This window comes from Cellulosimicrobium sp. Marseille-Q8652 (genome assembly GCF_965112045.1).
The window spans coordinates 981,241-1,000,085 of the sequence record NZ_CBCOPS010000002.1 but is presented as its reverse complement, the minus strand read 5'-3'; the positions used below and the strand labels follow the sequence as shown (position 1 = coordinate 1,000,085).

At 72.5% G+C, this 18,845-nt stretch carries 16 protein-coding genes; 10 read left to right on the top strand and 6 right to left on the bottom strand.

Annotated elements, in window-relative coordinates; genetic code table 11:
* Positions 1 to 11 precede the first annotated feature (11 nt).
* Entirely contained in the window at positions 12 to 2,063 is a 2,052-nt protein-coding gene (pknB, locus tag ACWPWV_RS14315) for a Stk1 family PASTA domain-containing Ser/Thr kinase (protein WP_454043625.1), read from the top strand.
* Between the two features lie 9 nt (positions 2,064 to 2,072).
* Here the strand turns inward: pknB and ACWPWV_RS14310 are convergent, their stop codons facing one another.
* The 3 genes from ACWPWV_RS14310 to ACWPWV_RS14300 all read right to left on the bottom strand — a co-directional run bounded on the left by ACWPWV_RS14310 (position 2,073) and on the right by ACWPWV_RS14300 (position 5,596).
* Positions 2,073 to 3,422, bottom strand: coding sequence for a class II 3-deoxy-7-phosphoheptulonate synthase (locus ACWPWV_RS14310; protein ID WP_454043624.1), 1,350 nt, complete (start codon positions 3,420 to 3,422; stop codon positions 2,073 to 2,075).
* A gap of 16 nt (positions 3,423 to 3,438) precedes the next feature.
* The gene (locus ACWPWV_RS14305; protein WP_454043623.1) at positions 3,439 to 4,665 is read right to left on the bottom strand and encodes a pyrophosphate--fructose-6-phosphate 1-phosphotransferase; all 1,227 of its coding nucleotides are present in this window, start codon (positions 4,663 to 4,665) and stop codon (positions 3,439 to 3,441) included.
* 145 nt (positions 4,666 to 4,810) lie between these two features.
* On the bottom strand, positions 4,811 to 5,596 hold the full coding sequence (locus ACWPWV_RS14300) for a lysophospholipid acyltransferase family protein (protein WP_454043622.1): 786 nt from the start codon (positions 5,594 to 5,596) through the stop codon (positions 4,811 to 4,813).
* 57 nt (positions 5,597 to 5,653) lie between these two features.
* Here ACWPWV_RS14300 and ACWPWV_RS14295 point away from each other — a divergent pair, with 57 nt between their 5' ends.
* Positions 5,654 to 6,349 (top strand): hypothetical protein, encoded by a 696-nt coding sequence (locus ACWPWV_RS14295; protein ID WP_454043621.1) that lies wholly within the window; start codon positions 5,654 to 5,656, stop codon positions 6,347 to 6,349.
* A 48-nt stretch (positions 6,350 to 6,397) separates the two neighbouring features.
* On the opposite strand, the gene ACWPWV_RS14290 is transcribed toward ACWPWV_RS14295, so the two are convergent.
* On the bottom strand, positions 6,398 to 7,345 hold the full coding sequence (locus tag ACWPWV_RS14290) for an ROK family glucokinase (protein WP_454043620.1): 948 nt from the start codon (positions 7,343 to 7,345) through the stop codon (positions 6,398 to 6,400).
* A gap of 215 nt (positions 7,346 to 7,560) precedes the next feature.
* Here ACWPWV_RS14290 and ACWPWV_RS14285 point away from each other — a divergent pair, with 215 nt between their 5' ends.
* The 3 genes from ACWPWV_RS14285 (at position 7,561) to ACWPWV_RS14275 (ending at position 11,583) form a co-directional block, all read left to right on the top strand.
* Entirely contained in the window at positions 7,561 to 9,378 is a 1,818-nt protein-coding gene (locus ACWPWV_RS14285; RefSeq protein WP_454043619.1) for an AMP-dependent synthetase/ligase, read from the top strand.
* Between the two features lie 82 nt (positions 9,379 to 9,460).
* Positions 9,461 to 11,305, top strand: coding sequence for a DEDD exonuclease domain-containing protein (locus ACWPWV_RS14280; protein ID WP_454043618.1), 1,845 nt, complete (start codon positions 9,461 to 9,463; stop codon positions 11,303 to 11,305).
* Entirely contained in the window at positions 11,302 to 11,583 is a 282-nt protein-coding gene (locus tag ACWPWV_RS14275; RefSeq protein ID WP_454043617.1) for an Lrp/AsnC family transcriptional regulator, read from the top strand. The genes ACWPWV_RS14280 and ACWPWV_RS14275 overlap by 4 nt, the downstream gene beginning before the upstream one ends.
* 88 nt (positions 11,584 to 11,671) lie before the next feature.
* Here ACWPWV_RS14275 and trpD read toward each other — a convergent pair whose 3' ends face one another.
* Positions 11,672 to 12,766, bottom strand: a complete 1,095-nt coding sequence (trpD, locus tag ACWPWV_RS14270) for an anthranilate phosphoribosyltransferase (RefSeq protein WP_454043616.1) — start codon at positions 12,764 to 12,766, stop codon at positions 11,672 to 11,674.
* A gap of 25 nt (positions 12,767 to 12,791) precedes the next feature.
* The gene (locus ACWPWV_RS14265; RefSeq protein WP_454043615.1) at positions 12,792 to 13,232 is read right to left on the bottom strand and encodes a hypothetical protein; all 441 of its coding nucleotides are present in this window, start codon (positions 13,230 to 13,232) and stop codon (positions 12,792 to 12,794) included.
* Between the two features lie 310 nt (positions 13,233 to 13,542).
* Between ACWPWV_RS14265 and ctaE the strand changes: the two genes are divergently transcribed.
* The 5 genes from ctaE (at position 13,543) to ACWPWV_RS14240 (ending at position 18,658) form a co-directional block, all read left to right on the top strand.
* Complete coding sequence (ctaE, locus tag ACWPWV_RS14260; protein WP_454043614.1) at positions 13,543 to 14,193, top strand: aa3-type cytochrome oxidase subunit III; 651 nt, start codon at positions 13,543 to 13,545, stop codon at positions 14,191 to 14,193.
* Positions 14,194 to 14,266: 73 nt separating this feature from the next.
* Complete coding sequence (gene qcrC / locus ACWPWV_RS14255) at positions 14,267 to 15,046, top strand: cytochrome bc1 complex diheme cytochrome c subunit (protein WP_454043613.1); 780 nt, start codon at positions 14,267 to 14,269, stop codon at positions 15,044 to 15,046.
* On the top strand, positions 15,043 to 16,104 hold the full coding sequence (qcrA, locus tag ACWPWV_RS14250) for a cytochrome bc1 complex Rieske iron-sulfur subunit (protein WP_454043612.1): 1,062 nt from the start codon (positions 15,043 to 15,045) through the stop codon (positions 16,102 to 16,104). The genes qcrC and qcrA overlap by 4 nt, the downstream gene beginning before the upstream one ends.
* A complete protein-coding gene (qcrB, locus tag ACWPWV_RS14245) occupies positions 16,101 to 17,858 on the top strand; it encodes a cytochrome bc1 complex cytochrome b subunit (protein WP_454043611.1) in 1,758 nt (585 codons plus the stop codon). The genes qcrA and qcrB overlap by 4 nt, the downstream gene beginning before the upstream one ends.
* A gap of 176 nt (positions 17,859 to 18,034) precedes the next feature.
* Positions 18,035 to 18,658, top strand: a complete 624-nt coding sequence (locus ACWPWV_RS14240) for a superoxide dismutase (protein WP_454042142.1) — start codon at positions 18,035 to 18,037, stop codon at positions 18,656 to 18,658.
* The last annotated feature ends 187 nt before the right edge of the window (positions 18,659 to 18,845 follow it).

Below are 18,845 nucleotides of genomic sequence, written 5' to 3'. Positions count from 1 at the left end.
AGACTGCCCCCGTGGCCACCGTGACGACCGATCCCCTCGTAGGCCGCCTGGTCGACGGGCGCTACGAGGTCGTGTCCCGCATCGCCCGCGGCGGCATGGCCACGGTGTACCTCGCGGTCGACCGCCGGCTCGACCGCGACGTCGCGCTCAAGGTCATGCACCCCCACCTCGCCGAGGGCGCGACGGGCGCCGACTTCGTCTCCCGGTTCCGTCGCGAGGCGCGCGCCGCGGCCCGGCTCACCCACCCGGGCCTGGTGGCGGTCTACGACCAGGGCCTCGACGGCGAGACGAGCTACCTCACGATGGAGTACGTGGCCGGGACGAACCTGCGCCGCGTCATGCTCACGGAGCGCACCCTCACGCTCGGTCGGACCCTCGACGTGCTGGGCGAGGTCCTCGACGCCCTCGCCGCCGCCCACCGCGCCGGACTCGTGCACCGCGACGTCAAGCCGGAGAACGTCCTGCTGGACGCCGACGGCCGGATCAAGGTGACCGACTTCGGCCTCGCGCGCGCGGTCAACGAGGTCACGTCGACGACGACGGGAACGATCCTCGGCACGGTCGCCTACCTCTCCCCCGAGCTCATCGCGACGGGCGCGTGCGACGCCCGGACCGACGTGTACGCCGCCGGGATCCTCGCGTACGAGATGCTGCTCGGCTCGGTGCCCTACGTCGGGTCCACGCCCATCCAGGTGGCGTTCCAGCACGTCAACAACGACGTCCCCCCGCCGTCGGACACCGCCCCGTGGCTCCCGCCCGAGCTGGACGACCTGCTGTGCGCGCTCGCCGCACGCGACCCGGCGGACCGTCCCGCCGACGCCGGCGCGGCCCTCGCTCTCGTGCGGTCCGTCCGCGCGGCCCTCGACCCCGCGGACCTCGAGCGGCGCGTGACCCCGCCCGCCGCGCCCGGCACCGCGGAGCCCGCCGCGGTGCCCGCGACCGGCGCGGTCCCCCTCGGCACCCCCGACGACGCGGACCACGCGGGACCGGCGCCCACGGCGTCGCTCGCCGCGCTGAGCCTGCGGGACCGCGAGGCCGCGGGCCTCACGGAGCCGCTCGCCGTCGGGCACCTCATGGCTCCGACGACGCAGCCCGGTCCGCCGGTCCCGCCACGACCGGGCGGACCCGTCCGACGCGGGCGCGCCGCCCGCGCGCTCGTCTGGACGCTCGTCGTGCTCCTCGTGCTCGCCCTCGGGGGCGGCGGCGCGGCCTGGTGGTTCACCTCCGGTCCCGGCGCGTACACGACCGTGCCGGACGGCCTCACCGGTGTCTCGCGGGCCGAGGCGGGCACCGTCCTCGACCGGGCCGGACTCGGCGTGACCGTCGACGAGCGCTACGACGACACCGTGCCAGCGGGCGCCGTCGTCTCGACGGACCCGCCGTCGGGCGACGCGGTGCGCAAGGACGGCAGCGTCCAGCTCGTGGTGTCGCAGGGCGTGCGGATGCTCACGGTGCCGACCGGCCTCGTCGGCGCCACGCAGGTCGAGGCCACGGCCGCCGTCGAGGGAGCGGACCTGACCCTCGGCGAGCCCGTGTCGCAGCACCACGACGAGGTCCCCGCGGGCGAGGTCATGGCCGTCACCGATCCCGACGGCGCCGCGATCGAGGAGGGCTCGACGATCCGCCACGACGTCCCGGTCGTGCTCACCGTCTCGGCAGGACCGGCGCCGGTCGTCGTCCCGCAGGTCACCGGCGCGCAGCGGGACGCCGCGGTGCGCACCCTCGAGGAGGAGGGACTCGTCGTGGACGTCGCCGAGGAGTACTCGGAGACCGTCGCGACGGGTCTCGTCGTGAGCCAGTCCCCGGAGCAGGGCACCGACGCCGTCCGCACCGACACGGTGTCGATCGTCGTCTCCCTGGGGCCGCCGCTCGTCGAGGTCCCGAACACCAACACGCGCAACGCCGCCGACGCGGAGCAGCTCCTGAAGGACGCCGGGTTCGAGGTCGAGGTCCGCTACCCGCAGGGCATCCACCCGCTCAACATCGTCTACGCGCAGGACCCGGCCGGAGGCGACGGCAGGACCGCCCCGAAGGGCTCGACGATCGTGCTCAACGTCTTCTGAGCCGGCGGCTCAGCGTCGCAGCATCTCCGCCACCTGGAACGCCATCTCCAACGACTGCTGGTGGTTGAGCCGCGGGTCGACGAGCGTCTCGTACCGCAGCGCCAGGCCCGCGTCGTCGATCTCCTCGGACCCGCCGAGCACCTCGGTGACGTCGTCGCCCGTGAGCTCGACGTGCAGGCCGCCGGGGACGGTCCCCGCCGCACGGTGGACCTCGAAGAACCCCCGCACCTCGTCCAGCACGTCGTCGAAGCGGCGCGTCTTGTACCCGCTCGCGGACGTGATGGTGTTGCCGTGCATGGGGTCGGTCACCCAGGTGACGGGGACCTCCTCGCGCGCGACCGCCTCGACGAGCGGGGGCAGCGCCTCGCGGATCCTGCCGGCGCCCATGCGGGAGATGAACGTCAGGCGCCCCGGCACCCGTCCGGGGTTGAGCCGCTCGGCGAGCGCCAGGGCGTCGTCGGGCGAGGTCGTGGGACCGAGCTTGACGCCGATCGGGTTGGCGACGCGCGACAGGAACTCGACGTGCGCGCCGTCGAGCTGGCGCGTGCGCTCGCCGATCCACAGGAAGTGCGCGGACGTGTCGTACGCGTCGCCGGTCCGCGCGTCGAACCGCGTGAGCGCGCGCTCGTAGTCGAGCACGAGGGCCTCGTGGCTGACGAAGAACTCGACCGTGCGCAGCGCGTCGAAGTCGGCGCCGCACGCGTCCATGAAGCGGATCGCGCGGTCGATCTCGGACGCCGTCTGCTCGTAGCGCGCGTAGGCGGGGTTCCGCATGAAGCCGCGGTTCCACTCGTGGACCTGGCGCAGGTCGGCGAAGCCGCCGGTGGTGAAGGCCCGCACGACGTTCCACGTCGCGCTCGAGATCTGGTACGCCTCGACGAGCCGCTCGGGGTCCGGGACGCGCGAGCGGGCGGTGAAGGCGTGGCCGTTGATCATGTCGCCGCGGTAGGCGGGGAGCGTGACGCCGCCGCGCGTCTCGCTGTCCGAGCTGCGCGGCTTGGCGTACTGCCCGGCCATCCGGCCCATCTTCACGACCGGCGTGCTCGCGCCGTGCGTGAGGATCACGGCCATCTGGAGGATGGTCCGGATCTTGTTGCGGATGCGGTCGGCGTTGGCCTCCGCGAAGGTCTCGGCGCAGTCGCCGCCCTGGAGGAGGAACGCCTCGCCCCGGCTCGCCGCGGCGAGCCGGGAGCGCAGGGTGTCGGCGGCGGCGGGCACCACGAGCGGCGCGGAGGCCGACAGGCGCTCGCGCACGTCGGCGAGCGCCGCCTCGTCCGGCCACGTCGGCTGCTGGAGCGCGACGAGGGAACGGAAGTGGTCGAGGTCGGTGCCGACCTCCGGCTCGCTCGTGGTGGTCATCGCCGTGCCGCCGGCGTCAGTGCGCGGCCGGCGCGGCGGCGACGAGGGGCTGCCCGATGCCGTCGAGCAGCTCGCCGAACCACGCCTGCGTGACGTCGAACGCCTTGCCGCCCGCGATGCGCGGGAACTCGATCGCCCGCAGGCGGTCGCCCTGCTCCTCGTCGTGGCCGATGACGCCGGACTCGCCGCGCAGCGCGCACTCGACCGCGAGGTCGGTCATCGACTTGATGAGGCGCAGGTCCTCGGCGTTCGCGGCCGCGGCGCGCGAGAAGTAGCCGGACTTCTGGACCATGACCTTCTCGGCGCCCAGCTTCTCGGCGAACTGCTTCGCGAACCACTGGCCGGGGTTGACCGTGTCGAGCTTGACGTGGCCGAACGGGTCGCGCTCGACGGTCTCGCCCGCCGCCTCGAGCTGGGCGACGATCTCGTGCATGCCGGCGCCCTCGGACAGGAAGATGTTGACGTTGCCCTGGGAGTCCATGATGCCCTTGAGCCGCTCGGCCTCGGCGTCGATGTCGAGCGCCAGCTCGGGCAGGAACACGGCGTGCACGTCCCAGCGCTCGCGCGTCAGGCCGAGCGCCGGGGCCCACTCCTGGGCGTCGAGCCACTTGCGGTACTCGGCCGCGGACGCCGCCGTGAGCCAGCCGCAGTGGCGGCCCATGACCTCGTGCACGATGAGCATGCGCGGGCCCGAGCGGTGCTCGCCGATGACGTTCGCCGCGAAGCCGGCGGCCTCCTCGGCCGCGGTCCACGCGCCGAGCGACTGGCGGATCGGGATCACGTCGTTGTCGATCGTCTTGGGCAGGCCCACGACCGTGAGCTCGTACCCGTTGTCGTGCAGGTAGGCCGCGAGGTCGGCGGCGGTCGTGTTGGTGTCGTCGCCGCCGATGGTGTGGAGCACGTCCACGCCGTCCGTCTTGAGCTGCTCGGCCGCGACCTGCAGCGGGTCCTCGCCCTCCTGGACGAGCCCGCGCCTGACGCAGTCCTTCGCGTTCGTCAGCTTGACGCGCGAGTTGCCGATCGGCGAGCCGCCGAAGCGGTGCAGCAGGCCGGCCTGCTTGCGGCCCTCGTCGTCCACGACGATCTTCGTGCCCGTGAGCAGGCCGTGGTAGCCGTACTGGTAGGCGATGATCTCGATCTCCGGGTCGAGCTCCGTGTACCGCTCGATGAGCCCGCCGACGGCGGAGGACAGGCACGGGGCGAAGCCGCCCGCGGTGAGGAGGGCGACGCGACGAACCGACATGTGAACTCAGAACCTCTCGTGGGACGGGATCCGTGGGACGGGATCTGCTGGCGCCCGGGGCCGTCGTGCTCGTGCGGCCGACGGCGGAGGTGGGCACCCTGAGGGCCGGCGACGGACCCGGTGCTCGCGGTCGCGTCCGCCCGGCTCAGTCTACTGATGCGGCGTCGGGCTCCGGCGGCGGTTCCGGCACCTGGACGTCGGGGACGGGACGCCCGCCGGGGGCCCCTCCGCCCTGCTCGACCTCCTGGTGACCGGCGGCGATCCGGGCCTTGGCGGTCGCCGCGTAGATGTCGACGTACTCCTGCCCCGAGAGCCGCATGATCGCGTACATGATCTCGTCGGCCACGGAGCGCAGGATGAACCGGTCGTTCTCCATGCCGCGGTAGCGCGAGAAGTCGAGGGGCTCGCCGACGACGATCCCGATGCGCATCGGCTTCGGGATGACCTTGCCGATGGGCTGGGCGATGTTCGTCCCGATCATCGCGACGGGGACCACGGGCGCGCCGGACTCGAGCGCGAGGCGGGCGACGCCGGTCTTGCCGCGGTACAGCCGGCCGTCCGGGCTGCGCGTGCCCTCCGGGTAGATGCCGAAGAGGTCGCCGTCGCGCAGGACCCGCAGACCGGTGCTCAGCGCGGCCTCGCTCGCCTTGCCCCCCGCGCGGTCGACCGGGATCGTCCCGACGCCGCGCATGAAGCCTGCCGTCAGCCGGCCCTTGACCCCGGTCCCCGTGAAGTAGTCGGACTTCCCGAGGAACTGCACCTTGCGGCCCAGGACCAGCGGCAGGATGAACGAGTCGATGACGGCGAGGTGGTTGCTCGCGAGGATCGCACCACCGGAATCGGGCACGTTCTCCACGCCCCGCGTCCAGGGACGGTAGAGCACCCGGAGAAGGGGTCCGACCATCACCTGCTTCATGAACCAGTAGAACAACGTTCCTCCTCGCGGGGTCCCGGCGCGGGACGTGCATCCGACTCTAGAGTGATTGTCATGGCCGCACCGAATGCCCAGCCGGACGCCGGACCCCCCGACGACGTCCCCGAGCCCTCCCCGGACGGGACGCCGGAGCCCTCCGACGCCGATCGTCCCCAGCCCGACGGCACCGACCCCGACCCCGTCACCGAGGACGCCGGGGCGGCCGACGCGAGCCGCGACGCGGCGGGCGAGACGAGCGGCGGGACGAGCGGGGACGAGAACCTGGACGTGGACGCACGCTGGGCGGGCATCGTCGCCGAGCTCGGCGACCTGTCCGACCTCGATCCCGGCCCCGCGCGCCCCGGCCCGGCCGACGGCGAGGTGCCCGGCCGCGGGACGGCGTCGGGCACGGGCGAGGCTCCCCGCGGGCGCGACGTGATCGGCTCCGTGCCGGTCGCGCCCTGGGTCCAGCCCCCCGGTCCGCGCGACTGGCCCGCGACGCCCGACGTGGAGGCGCTCGAGGAGGCCGAGAGCCACTTCGTGCCCCCGGACCCGCCGCTCGTGCTCGGTCGCGACCCGCTCCTGACGATGGCGTGGTCGCTCGTCGTCGGGGTGCCGGTCGTCCTGCTCGTCCTGCTCGTCGTCGCGCGACCGTTCCCGGTGGTCGTGGCGCAGGTCGGCGGGGTCGCGTTCCTCGCGGGGCTCGCCGTGCTGCTGTGGCGCATGCCGCACCGGCGCGACGACGACCGGGGGCCGGGCGCCGTCGTCTGACCGGGCCGCGGGAGGGGTGGTCTGCGGACCGCCCCTCCGGCGGGCACGTCAGCGACGCGCGAGATCGGCCGCGCCGACGATGCCGGCCTCGTTCCCGTGCTCGGCGAGCTCGATCTTCGCCTCCGGCCGGTGGCCGCGCGCGGAGAGCTGGTCGGCGAACGCGCGGCGGACCGGCTGCAGGAGGAGGTCGCCGGCAGCGCCGACGCCGCCGCCGATGACGATGAGCTCCGGGTCGAGCAGTGCGGTCACCGACGCCGCGCCCTCGCCGATCCAGCGGCCCAGGTTCGCGAGGAGCTCGACGGCGAGGTCGTCGCCCTCCTGCGCCGCCTGCGTGATCTGCGGGCCCGTCAGCTTGTCGGCGTCGCCGCCGCACAGCTCGAGGAGCCGGTGCGCACGGTCGGGCTGCGCGACGAGCGCGCCCTGGCCGTCGCGCACGAGCGCCGTGCCCGAGGCGTACTGCTCCCAGCAGCCCTCGTGCCCGCACCCGCAGTAGTGCCCGCCGGGCACGACGCGCATGTGGCCCACCTCGGCGGCGACGCCCCACCGTCCGCGCACGAGCTCGCGGTCGACGACGATCGCGCCGCCGAGGCCGGTGCCCACGGTGAGCATGAGCATGTCGGTCGCGTCGCGCGCCACGCCGAACTGGAACTCCGCCCAGCCGGCCGCGTTGGCGTCGTTCTCCACGACGATGCGCACGTCCTCGTCGCCGATCAGGTCGCGCACGTTGCGCGCCAGGGGGTACTCGCGCCACGCGATGTTGGGTGCGAAGAGCACGGAGGTCCGGTCGGGGCTGACGAACCCGGCGGCCGCGAGACCCACGGCACCCACCTCGTGGACGGCGGACAGCTCGGCGTACACCTCGGCGATCGCGCGGTCGATGCTCGCGACGTCGTCGGGCTCGGTGTCGCGACGCGTCTGGGCGAGGATCTCACCCTTGTCGTCGACGACGCCGGCCGCGATCTTCGTCCCGCCGATGTCCACACCGATGGCGTGCATGTCCCGTCCTCACTCGCTAGAAGTCGCTGACCGAGCCGATGCCGGGCGCCCGCGGCCGGGCGCGCGAGGACGCGTCGGGCCGGAACTCCACGCACGCGCGAAACGTTGCGCAAGCAGCGCACAGCGACTGAAGCCTACCGACATCCGGTGGTCCCCGGCACGCATCGCCACTGGGTAGGGTTCTCCCACCGTCGACTACTGCCACTGGAGCCAGCATGGACGAGATCAGCGCCCCACGGATCGTCGAAGTCGATCCGTCGAAGAACCTCAACGACCTTCTCGCGAGCCGTGTTGCGGCCGACCCGGCGGCGCCCATGGTCGAACGCCCCACGGGACCGGACGGCTCGTGGGAGGCGCTCAGCGCGCGCGCGTTCGACGCCGAGGTCGTCGCCGTCGCCAAGGGGCTCGTGGCGCGCGGGATCCAGCCCGGTGACCACGTGGGCATCATGTCGCGCACGCGGTACGAGTGGACGCTCCTCGACTGGGCCACGTGGGCCGCGGGCGCCGTGCCGGTGCCGCTGTACGAGACCTCGAGCGCGGAGCAGGTCCAGTGGATCCTGTCCGACGCCGACGTGCGCCTCCTCGTCGTCGAGACGGAGGCCCACGCCGCGACGGTCGAGGAGGTCCGGCAGAGCACGCCCTCGCTCGGCGACGTGCTCGTGATCGACAGCGGGGCGGTCGCGTCCCTCACCGCTGACGGCTCAGCCGTCGACGACGCGGAGATCGTCCGCCGCCGCGGCCTGGCCGACCTCGCCGACGTCGCGACGATCATCTACACGTCCGGGACGACGGGCCGCCCGAAGGGCGCCGAGCTCACCCACGAGAACTTCTACTCGCTCACCGTCAACGCGGTCGAGGCCGTGCCCGAGGTCTTCAAGCAGCCCGGGGCGCGCACGCTGCTGTTCATGCCCCTCGCCCACGTGTTCGCGCGGTTCATCGGGGTGCTCGTCGTCGCCGGCGGGACGGTGCTCGGCCACACCCCGGACACGAAGACCCTGCTCGCGGACCTGGCCACCTTCAAGCCGACCTACATCCTCTCGGTGCCGCGCGTGTTCGAGAAGGTCTACAACTCCTCGGAGCAGAAGGCGGCCGCGGGCGGCAAGCTGAAGATCTTCCACTGGGCCGCGGCGACGGCGATCGCCTACTCGCGCGCGCTCGACGACCCGAAGGGCCCCGGCATCGGCCTCCGGGTGCAGCACAAGGTCGCCGACGCGCTGGTGTTCAAGAAGCTGCGCCACGCGCTCGGCGGGCACGCGAAGTACGCCGTCTCGGGTGGCGCGCCGCTCGGCGAGCGGCTCGGGCACTTCTACCGCGGCATCGGGGTGCGCATCCTCGAGGGCTACGGCCTCACGGAGACGACGGCGCCCACGGCGGTCAACCGCCCGCAGAGCACGCGGATCGGGACGGTGGGCACGCAGCTCCCCGGCTGCGCGGTCCGCATCGCGGCGGACGGCGAGATCCTGCTCAAGGGTCACCACGTGTTCCGCGGCTACCACGGCAACGAGCAGGCCACGCAGGACGCGTTCGTCGACGGCTGGTTCCGCACCGGGGACCTGGGCTCCCTCGACGAGGACGGCTTCCTGCGGATCACCGGCCGCAAGAAGGAGATCATCGTCACGGCCGGCGGCAAGAACGTGGCGCCCGCGATGCTCGAGGACCGGATCCGGGCGCACGCGCTCGTGTCGCAGTGCGTCGTGGTCGGCGACCAGAAGCCGTTCATCGGCGCGCTCGTCACCCTCGACCCCGAGGGCCTGCCCGGGTGGGCGAGCATGCACGGCAAGGGCGAGCTCTCCGTCGAGGAGGCGGCCAAGGACGCCGACGTCCTCGCGGCGCTGGACGCGGCCGTCACCCGCGCGAACCAGGCCGTCTCGCGGGCGGAGTCGATCCGCAAGTTCACCGTGCTGACCACCGACTTCACGGTCGAGAACGGCTACCTCACGCCGTCGCTCAAGGTGAAGCGGTCCGAGGTGATGAAGGACTTCGCCGCCGACGTCGACGCGCTCTACGTCGACGGGCCCGCACCCGTGCGCTGACCCGTCCCCGTCCGGCCCACGGCCCTCCCGGTGCACGCCGGGAGGGCCGTCGCTGTCGGAGGCCGTGGCTAGCCTTCCCGCCATGTCGCCGAGCCCGCTGCTGTCACCTCCCCGCGCTGCTCAGGACACGGCTCAGCCGGCGGCGGCGGTGACCCGGGGGACGGCGGTCCAGGCCTCCTTCGACGACCTGGGCACACCGCTGAGCGACGTGACGTTCGTCGTGGTCGACCTCGAGACGACGGGCGGGTCCCCGGCCGCCGAGGGCATCACCGAGATCGGTGCCGTCAAGGTGCGCGGCGGACAGGTGCTGGGCGAGTTCCAGACGCTCGTCGACCCGGGTCGCCCGGTCCCTGCCTTCGTCGCGCGCCTGACGGGGATCACGTCAGCGATGGTGGCCGCGGCACCGCGGATCGAGGCGGTCCTGCCGAGCTTCCTCGAGTTCGCGCGCGACGCGGTCCTCGTGGCCCACAACGCGCCGTTCGACATCTCGTTCCTCAAGGCCGCGTGCGCGGCGGCGGGGTACGACTGGCCCGGCAACCAGGTGCTCGACACGGTGCCGCTCGCGCGTCGCGTCGTGACGCGCGACGAGGCGCCGAACCACAAGCTCTCGACGCTCGCGGCGCTCTTCCGCGCGACGGTCACGCCCGACCACCGTGCCCTCGCCGACGCGCGGGCGACGGTGGACGTCCTGCACGCCCTGCTGGGCCGCCTCGGCCCGCTCGGCGTGACGCACCTCGAGGACCTCGCCACCGCGACGGACCCGGTGCCCCAGGACGTCCGGCGCAAGCGGCACCTGGCCGACGGCCTGCCCGACGCGCCCGGCGTGTACCTGTTCCGCGGACCGGGCGAGGAGGTCCTGTACGTCGGCACGTCGACCTCCATCCGGCGCCGCGTGCGCTCGTACTTCACGCGCTCGGAGAAGCGGGGCCGCATCACCGAGATGGTCCGCATCGCGCACGCCGTCACGCCCGTGGTGTGCGCGACCCCGCTCGAGGCGCAGGTGCGCGAGCTGCGGCTCATCGCCGAGCACGCGCCCCGGTACAACCGGCGCTCGCGCCACCCCGAGCGCATGACCTGGGTGCGCCTGACCCACGAGGCGTACCCCCGCCTGTCCGTCGTGCGCGACGTCCGGGCGCCCGCCGCCCACATCGGCCCCTTCTCGTCGGCCCGGCAGGCCCAGGCCGCGGTCGACGCGCTCCACGACGCCTTCCGCATCCGGCAGTGCACCCGGCGCCTGCCCGTCGTCGCGAGCGCGGGCGCGAGCGCGTGCGTGCTCGCCGAGATGGGCCGCTGCTCGGCACCGTGCACCGCGGCGACGCCGGACACCGGCTACTCCGCGGTCGCCGACGCGGTCCGCGGCGCCCTCGAGGGCGACCCGTCGCACGTCGTCGCCGAGCTCGGTCGGCGCATCGCCGCGCTCGCCCGGGAGGAGCGGTACGAGCAGGCCGGGGACGTCACGCACCGGCTGCGCGCGTTCCTCGCGGGCGCCGGGCGCGCGCAGCGCCTCGCCCCGCTGTCCGCGTGCGAGCAGCTCGTCGCAGCGCGCGAGACCGAGGCCGGCGGGTGGGAGATCGTCGTGGTGCGCCACGCCCGGCTCGCCGCGACGGGCGTGAGCCGTCCCGGCGAGGACCCGTGGCCGCTCGTCGGGGCGCTCGTCTCCACGGCGGAGGCGGTCCCCGCGCCGGTCCCGCCCGCTCCCGCGTGCCATCCCCACGAGGCCGAGATCGTGCTCGCGTGGCTCGAGCAGCCGGGGGTGCGCCTCGTCGACGTGACCGGCGCCTGGACGTCCCCCGTCCGCTCCGCCCGCTCCCACGCCGACCCCGCCGTCACGGCGCGCGAGGTGGCCCGGCACGGCGTGCCCGAGGACGCCCGGATCGCGCCCGTAGAGTGGGCGCACGACGACGACCCGTCCCCGGAGGAACCATGATCACCGCCATCGTCCTGATCGACACCGACCCCGCACGCATCCCCGAGGTGGCGTCCGAGGTCGCGGACCTCCGGGGCGTCAGCGAGGTCTACTCGGTGACGGGCAAGGCGGACCTCGTGGCCATGGTCCGCGTGCACGAGCACGACCAGCTCGCCGACGTGATCGCCGACCGCATCAGCAAGGTCGCGGGCGTCGTCCGTACCGAGACCTTCATCGCGTTCCGCGCGTACTCGAACGTCGACCTGGAGCAGGCCTTCGCCCTGGGTCTCGACGACTGACGTCCCGACGTCCGGGACTCGCGGCCCGGCACGTCGCGGCCCTGCACGTCGGGCGAGACGCCTCGCGGTCGGCTCGCGCACCCCGCGGTCAGTCCCGCGCGGCCGCCTCGGCCCAGCGGGCGAGCGCCTCGCGCGCGGAGCCGGAGTCGACGCTCGCGGCCGCGAGGCCGTAGGCCGCACGCAGCCTCTCGACGAGCGGTCCGTCGCCGGTCCCCGGAAGGGTGGCGTCGGCGACGAGCGCCGCGGCCGCGTTGAGGAGCACCGTCTCGCGCACCGGCCCGGGCTCGCCGTCGAGGAACCGTCGCGCGACCTCCGCGTTGTGCACGGCGTCGCCGCCGCGCAGGTCCTCGACGGCGATCGCCGCGAGGCCGAGGTCCGTCACGGGGTCGAGGCGGTGCTCGACGACGACGCCGTCACGCACCTCCCAGATCGTCGCGGTCCCGGTGGCGGCCAGCTCGTCGAGACCGTCGTCGCCCCGGAAGACGAGCGCCGACGTCCCGCGCGCGGCGAGGACGCCCGCGATGAGCGGCGCCATGCGGCGGTCGGCGACCCCGATCGCCGCCGCCGGGGGCTGCGCGGGGTTCGTCAGCGGCCCGAGGACGTTGAACGCGGTGGGGATGCCGAGCTCCTTGCGGGCCACGCCCGCGTGGCGCATGGAGGGGTGGAAGACCATCGCGAAGCAGAAGGTGATGCCCGCCTCGTCCGCGATCCGCGCGACGCGCTCCGGTCCGTGGTCGAGCCGGATCCCGAGGGCCTCGAGCACGTCCGCGGCACCGGACGACGACGTCGCGGCCCGGTTGCCGTGCTTGACGACCCGCGGTCCGGCGCCCGCGACGACGAGGGCCGCCATGGTCGACACGTTCACGGTGTGCGCCTGGTCGCCGCCCGTGCCGACGATGTCGACCGAGGGTCCCTCGACCACGAACCGGCTGGCGTGCCCGAGCATCGCGTCCGCGAGACCGGTGAGCTCCTCGACCGTCTCGCCCTTCGCCCGCAGCGCCACGAGGAAGCTCGCGAGCCGCACCGGCGAGACCTCGCCGGACATCACCTGGTCCATCGCCCACGACGCGTCGTCGACCGTCAGGTCCCGCCCCGCGACCAGCTCGGCGAGGAGCGCCGGCCAGGACCGCGTCGCCCCCGTCGGACCCGGTGTCGTGCTGGCGGGATGGGAGGTGGCGGTCACGAGGTCCTGCCCTTCGGCTGGTCGGTCACGGGGTGCCGGCGGCACCCAGCAGGTCGGCGACGGCGCGCTGCAGCTCCACCGCGTCGAACGGGCGAGGCACCGCGTCGTCGGCGAGCGACCACGATGCTAGCCAACCGTCCTGCGGCCTGCCGGTGAGGACCAGGACCGGTGGGCAGCGGTAGATCTCGTTCTTCAGCTGCCGGCACAGGCCCATGCCCCCGGCCTTGTCGGCCTCCCCGTCGAGGACGATGAGGTCCCAGCCGCCGGCGTCGGCCGCGCCGACGACGGCGGTCGCGGTGGCGACCTCGTGCCACGTAATGTCGGGGCTGCCCGCCCGGAGCCGCCTCCCGACGGCGAGGCGCACCTGCTCGCGCACGCTCACGTCGTCGCTGTACAGCAGGATGCGCGGCGCGCGCGCGAGGGGCGTCGCGGCGTCCCCGTGCGTGGTCGTCACGGTCGTCGTCATCGTCGTCACCGTCACCTTCGTCCTCGGCGGTCGGAGCAGGCGGGCGGTGGAGCCCGGCTCACGCTGGCATCTTGGCACGTCCGGCGCGCTCGCAGCACCCCTGGACGGTCCCCCCGCCCCGGGACCTCCGACCTGCAGCGGTCCGCACCCGGTCGGAGGCACGCCCGTCCCGGTCGCCGCCGATTTCATGGCACTTGACGGGGATCCGTCACCAAGTGCAGGTCCGTGTGGGAAGATCTGGAGACTTTGTGAGATTCACCGCCCACGGGTGGCACGCCCGGTGCCGCGAACCGCCCTGACGTCGGCCATAATGGCTGCTGTGTCGACCGCAACGGCTGCCCCCCACGCCCATCAGCACGTGAGCGTCAACCGACCGAACCCCGTCTCGGTCGGGACGATCGTGTGGCTGGCCAGCGAGCTCATGTTCTTCGCCGGCCTGTTCGCCATGTACTTCACCGTCCGCTCGGTGATGCCCGCCGAGGAGTGGGCCGCGCAGGCGGAGAAGCTCAACTTCCCCTTCGCCCTGACGAACACCATCGTGCTGGTCCTGTCGTCGGTGACGTGCCAGATGGGCGTCTGGGCCGCGGAGCGCTTCCAGCCCGTGCGCACCGGCTCGATCTGGCAGGTCAACCGCTGGGGCATGAACGAGTGGATCACGCTCACGTTCCTCATGGGCGCGTTCTTCATCGGCGGCCAGGTCTTCGAGTACGCGGAGCTCGTCGAGCACGGCGTCTCGATCTCCTCCACGCCGTACGGCTCGGTCTTCTACATCACGACGGGCTTCCACGGCCTGCACGTGGTCGGCGGGCTCATCGCCTTCCTCTTCCTTCTGGGCCGCTCGTTCTCGGCCAAGAACTTCGGGCACCACGAGGCCACGACGGGCATCGTGACGTCCTACTACTGGCACTTCGTCGACGTCGTGTGGATCGCGCTGTTCTTCGTGATCTACATCCTGCGCTGACCTCCCACCGGGCCCCGCGCCCCGCCAGACCTCCCGCCCCCTGCTCCCCCACCTGCGAGACGAGGATCATTTCGTGAAGGCACTCGCCGCCCGCAGACACCACCGCCTCGCGCCGGTCGTGCTGCTGCTGCTGGCGCTGCTGGTGACCGGTGGCGTCTACGCCGCCCTTGCACCGACCCCGGCGAACGCCGAGACCGCCAGCACCGAGGACATCGAGACCGGCCAGAAGCTGTTCCAGGCCAACTGCGCCACGTGCCACGGGCCGAACGCGGAGGGCACGGACTCCGCTCCGTCGCTCGTCGGCGTCGGTGCGGCCTCGGTCGACTTCCAGGTGTCCACCGGCCGCATGCCCATGCAGATGGACGGGCCGCAGGCGCTCCAGAAGCCCCGCCAGTTCGACGAGGAGCAGACGGCGCAGCTCGCCGCCTACGTCGCGTCGCTCGGTGCCGGTCCCGCGATCCCGACGGACGAGCAGGTGGACGCCGAGCTGGGCGACATCGCCAACGGCGCCTCGATCTTCCGGACGAACTGCGCCATGTGCCACAACGCCGTCGGCGCCGGTGGCGCACTCTCCGAGGGCAAGTTCGCACCCCCGCTGTGGGACGTCTCCGAGCGCAACATCTACCAGGCGATGCTCACCGGGCCGCAGTCGATGCCCGTGTTCAACGACGCGACCGTGACGCCCGAGGAGAAGCGCGACGTCATCGCGTTCCTCGTCGACCAGCGCGAGGGCTCGGCCGGCGGCCTCAGCCTCGGCTCCCTCGGCCCCGTCAGCGAGGGCCTGTGGGCGTGGATCGTCGGAATGGGCCTCCTCATCGGGGCCGCGGTGTGGATCGGAGCGAAGTCCTCGTGAGCGACTACCAGAACCCGCGATCGCCTGAGTCCTCGCACCGCGAGGTCGGGCACCGCGAGGAGCTCGGAACCCTCGAGCGGTTCCCGGACCCGGGGCTGCCGGAGCACAAAAGCCGCCAGGCGGACCGCGACCCGCGGGCCGCGAAGCGTGCCGAGCGTCAGACCGCGACCCTGTTCGGCATCTCCGTGATCGGCACCATCGCCTCGATGGTCGTCTACTTCGCGCTGCCGCCGGACGGCACCACGGCCGGGGTCCGTCTCTCGACGCTCTCGCTCGGCGTGGCGATCGCGTTCGCGCTCCTCGGCATCGGCCTCGGCGCCGTGCACTGGGCCAAGACCCTGATGTCCGACCACGAGAAGGTCGACGAGCGCCACCCGGTCGCGAGCGACGAGGAGACGCGCGTCGCCGCGATCGCCGAGCTCGAGGCCGGCGTGAAGGACTCCGGCATCGCCCGCCGCGGTGTCCTCAAGGGCGCCGTGATCTCCGCGCTCGCGCTCTTCCCGCTGACCATCGCCGTGCCGCTCGTGAGCAGCGTCGGCGGCGACTGGAACGTGTCGAAGTTCAAGCACACGATGTGGAGGACCGGGACGCGGCTCGCGATCGACCCGTCGGGCCGTCCCATCAAGGCGGCCGACGTGACGATCGGGTCCGTCGTGCACATCATCCCGGACGTCTCCGAGGAGGAGCGTCAGTCCCACGAGTGGATCACGGAGAAGGCCAAGGCCGTCGTCCTCCTGGTCCGTCTCGACCCGCGCGACCTGCAGGCCGACCAGTCCCCCGAGGGGGAGACCTGGTCGTACGACGGCATCGTCGCGTTCTCCAAGATCTGCACGCACGTCGGCTGCCCTGTCGCGCTCTACGAGCAGCAGACGCACCACCTGCTGTGCCCGTGCCACCAGTCGACGTTCGACGTGGCCGACGGCGCCAAGGTGGTCTTCGGCCCCGCCAAGCGGCCCCTGCCGCAGCTGCCGATCACCGTTGATGACGAGGGCTACCTGGTCGCGCAGAGCGACTTCCACGAGCCCATCGGTCCGAGCTTCTGGGAGCGTCTGAAGTGACCACCAGCACCGGGAACGCCGCACCGACCGCCCGCGCCGGCGGTGCCGCACCCACCACGCGCGCGGGCAAGGCGGCGGACTACCTCGACCAGCGGACGAGCATCGGCTCCGCGGTCAAGGAGTTCGCGCGCAAGGTCTTCCCCGACCACTGGTCGTTCCTGCTCGGCGAGATCGCGCTCTACTCGTTCATCGTGCTCATCATCACGGGCATCTTCCTGACGATGTTCTTCGTGCCGAGCATGTCGCTCGTCACGTACCACGGCGAGCCCGCCTCCATGGACGGCGTGCTCATGTCCGACGCGTTCGCGTCGACGCTGAACATGTCGTTCGAGGTCCGCGGCGGTCTGCTCATGCGGCAGATCCACCACTGGGCCGCGCTCGTCTTCATGGCCGCGATCGTCACCCACATGATGCGCGTCTTCTTCACGGGTGCCTTCCGCAAGCCGCGCGAGGTCAACTGGATCGTCGGCATGCTGCTGATGATCATGGGTCTGGCCGCCGGCTTCTCCGGCTACTCGCTCCCCGACGACGTGCTGTCCGGCAACGGCCTGCGCATCACCGACGGCGTCGTCAAGGCGATCCCGCTCATCGGCTCGTACCTGTCGTACTTCATCTTCGGCGGCGAGTTCCCGGGCGAGCACATCATCCCGAGACTGTTCACGGTGCACATCCTGCTCGTGCCGGGCCTGATCCTGGCGCTCGTCGCCCTCCACCTCTTCTTCGTCGTGCTGCACAAGCACACGCAGTACCCGGGCGGTGGCCGCACCGACAAGAACGTGGTCGGCTTCCCGCTGTTCCCGGTGTACGTGGCCAAGGCCGGCGGCTTCTTCTTCGTCGTGTTCGGCATCCTCGCCCTCATGGGCGGCACGATGGCGATCAACAACGTCTGGAACTACGGGCCGTTCGACCCGTCACCGGTGTCCGCGGGCGCCCAACCGGACTGGTACATGCTGTTCCTCGAGGGATCGCTGAGACTCATGCCCGGTGGGGCGGAGTTCGTGACCTGGGGCGACTACACGGTCCCGCTGAACGTGCTCATCCCCGCCGTGGTGGTCCCGGGTCTGCTGTTCACGTTCCTCTTCGTCTACCCGTTCCTCGAGGCCGCGGTGACGAAGGACAAGCGCGAGCACCACGTCCTCGACCGCCCGCGCAACGTCCCCGTCCGCACCGGGCTGGGCGTCGCGTTCCTGACGGCGTTCATCATCCTGGCGCTCGCCGGCTCGAACGACCTCATCGCCACGCACTTCCACATGTCGATCAACACGATCACGTGGGCGTTCCGGATCCTGTTCTTCGTCGGTCCGTGGTTCGCGTACTGGATCACCAAGCGGATCTGCCTGGGGCTCCAGCGCAAGGACCGGGAGCTCGTGCTCCACGGGCACGAGACCGGACGCATCGTGCGGTTCGCGCACGGCGAGTACATCGAGGTCCACCGCCCGCTGGACGAGCAGGAGCGCTGGCTGCGCGTCAACTACCAGGCGCACGCGCCGCTCGAGATCGAGCCGGCCACCGACTCGCGTGGTGTGCGGCGCAAGGGCTACAAGAGCGACAAGCGCATGCAGCGTCTCTCCCGGTTCTTCTACGAGGACCGCGTGGAGCCGGTGACGCCCGTCGAGCTCGCCGCCGCCCACTCGCACGGCGAGCACGACGCCATCGAGGGCGGCTCCCACGCCGAGCTCGAGTCCGGTGCCGCCGTCGGTGGCGGCCGTGACCTGGTCGAGCCCGAGGGCGGTGCCGACGAGCGTCGTCCCTGACGTTCCTGCACAGTAGGACGGTGACCCGCGACACAGCTCCTCGGACTTCCGAGGGCCGGTCGCGGGTCATCGGCGTCTCCGGGGGCGGCTGAACCACGCAACCGCCTCCCGTCGCCCACCGACCCGCCACCGCGACGACGACTACCCTGCGGTGGCCCAACGAGGAGGTACTTCGGATGCCTGTCTACACGCTGCCCGAGCTGTCCTACGACTACGGTGCGCTGGAGCCGCACATCTCCGGGCGGATCATGGAGCTGCACCACTCCAAGCACCACCAGGCCTACGTCACCGGCGCCAACACCGCCCTGGACAAGCTCGCCGAGGCCCGCGAGTCCGGCGACTTCGCCGCGATCAACCTCCACGAGAAGAACCTCGCGTTCAACCTCGGCGGCCACGTCAACCACTCCGCCTTCTGGACCAACCTCTCCCCCGAGGGCGGCGGCGAGCCCACCGGCGAGATCGGCGCCGCGATCGACGAGCACTTCGGCTCCTTCGACGCCTTCAAGAAGCAGTTCGCCGCCGTCGCCGCAGGCGTCCAGGGCTCCGGCTGGGCCATCCTCGCCTGGGACTCCATCGGCCAGAAGCTCATCACCGTCCAGCTCTACGACCAGCAGGGCAACATCCCCCTCGGCCTGACCCCGATCGTCCTGCTCGACGTGTGGGAGCACGCCTACTACCTCGACTACCAGAACGTGCGCGCCGACTACGTCACCGCCTGGTGGAACCTCGTCAGCTGGACCGACGCCGAGGCCCGCCTCCAGCGCGCCCGCACCCAGACCGCCGGGCTCATCGTCCCCTGAGCACACAGCCAGACGACACCGCCTGACGACGAGAACGTCCTGGGGGCCGCTATCCATCGGATAACGGCCCCCAGGACGTTCTCGGCAGCGCTCGCGCGCCCCCCGCGGGTTCAGACCGGAGGCTGCACGAGCCACTCTGTGAACGCGTCTGTCTGCCTGCCGAGCCTCGCGCCGAGCCCGGGGGCTT

Bases quoted from the DNA above. Each gene is read 5' to 3' on its own strand.
- ACWPWV_RS14285 (WP_454043619.1), top strand. From the start codon at position 7,561: ATGGACGAGATCAGCGCCCCACGGATCGTCGAAGTCGATCCGTCGAAG.
- ctaE (WP_454043614.1), top strand. From the start codon at position 13,543: ATGGCTGCTGTGTCGACCGCAACGGCTGCCCCCCACGCCCATCAGCAC.
- ACWPWV_RS14295 (WP_454043621.1), top strand. From the start codon at position 5,654: ATGGCCGCACCGAATGCCCAGCCGGACGCCGGACCCCCCGACGACGTC.
- ACWPWV_RS14280 (WP_454043618.1), top strand. From the start codon at position 9,461: ATGTCGCCGAGCCCGCTGCTGTCACCTCCCCGCGCTGCTCAGGACACG.
- ACWPWV_RS14290 (WP_454043620.1), bottom strand. From the start codon at position 7,345: ATGCACGCCATCGGTGTGGACATCGGCGGGACGAAGATCGCGGCCGGC.
- ACWPWV_RS14275 (WP_454043617.1), top strand. From the start codon at position 11,302: ATGATCACCGCCATCGTCCTGATCGACACCGACCCCGCACGCATCCCC.
- ACWPWV_RS14240 (WP_454042142.1), top strand. From the start codon at position 18,035: ATGCCTGTCTACACGCTGCCCGAGCTGTCCTACGACTACGGTGCGCTG.
- ACWPWV_RS14305 (WP_454043623.1), bottom strand. From the start codon at position 4,665: ATGTCGGTTCGTCGCGTCGCCCTCCTCACCGCGGGCGGCTTCGCCCCG.
- ACWPWV_RS14310 (WP_454043624.1), bottom strand. From the start codon at position 3,422: ATGACCACCACGAGCGAGCCGGAGGTCGGCACCGACCTCGACCACTTC.
- ACWPWV_RS14265 (WP_454043615.1), bottom strand. From the start codon at position 13,232: ATGACGACGACCGTGACGACCACGCACGGGGACGCCGCGACGCCCCTC.